Genomic DNA, 383 nt, shown 5'->3' with positions numbered 1-383 from the left:
CTGGAAATGACCGCCTGGAAGATATCTCCGTCCACAATGTATTCTTTCGCCTTTTCCACCATCCTGCAGTACGTTTCTTTGGAGACGTTGCAGGTGAATTCCGGTTTGTCGTCCGCCACCGATTTTTCCAGAGGTGCAGGGTTTGCGATCATCTGAGCGATGCTCTCCAGTCTGGCGCAGGCGGCCCCGTAATTTGCCATGCATTCCGCCCGTTGCCCGGTCTTCATGTTGACCACGATATCGATCTTCTGTTTTAAATGATCGTAGGCGATCACCGTGTCGAACAGCATTAAGTCGAAATCGCTGCACTCTCCCTTTTTGATGTTGAGCGTCGGCTCGGCATAACCAATCATGCCATAGGCGAAGTATCCGATGAAACCGCC

At 51.7% G+C, this 383-nt stretch carries 1 protein-coding gene; it reads right to left on the bottom strand.

What is annotated here, in order from left to right; genetic code table 11:
• The coding region (locus NE664_15650; protein ID MCQ4728068.1) for an anthranilate synthase component I at nt 1-383 on the bottom strand (383 nt) is incomplete at both ends.

This window comes from Anaerotignum faecicola, assembly GCA_024460105.1.
Lineage (GTDB): Bacteria > Bacillota > Clostridia > Lachnospirales > Anaerotignaceae > JANFXS01.
Note: the sequence above shows the minus strand (reverse complement) of the source record. Positions and strands in the feature narration are given on the sequence as shown.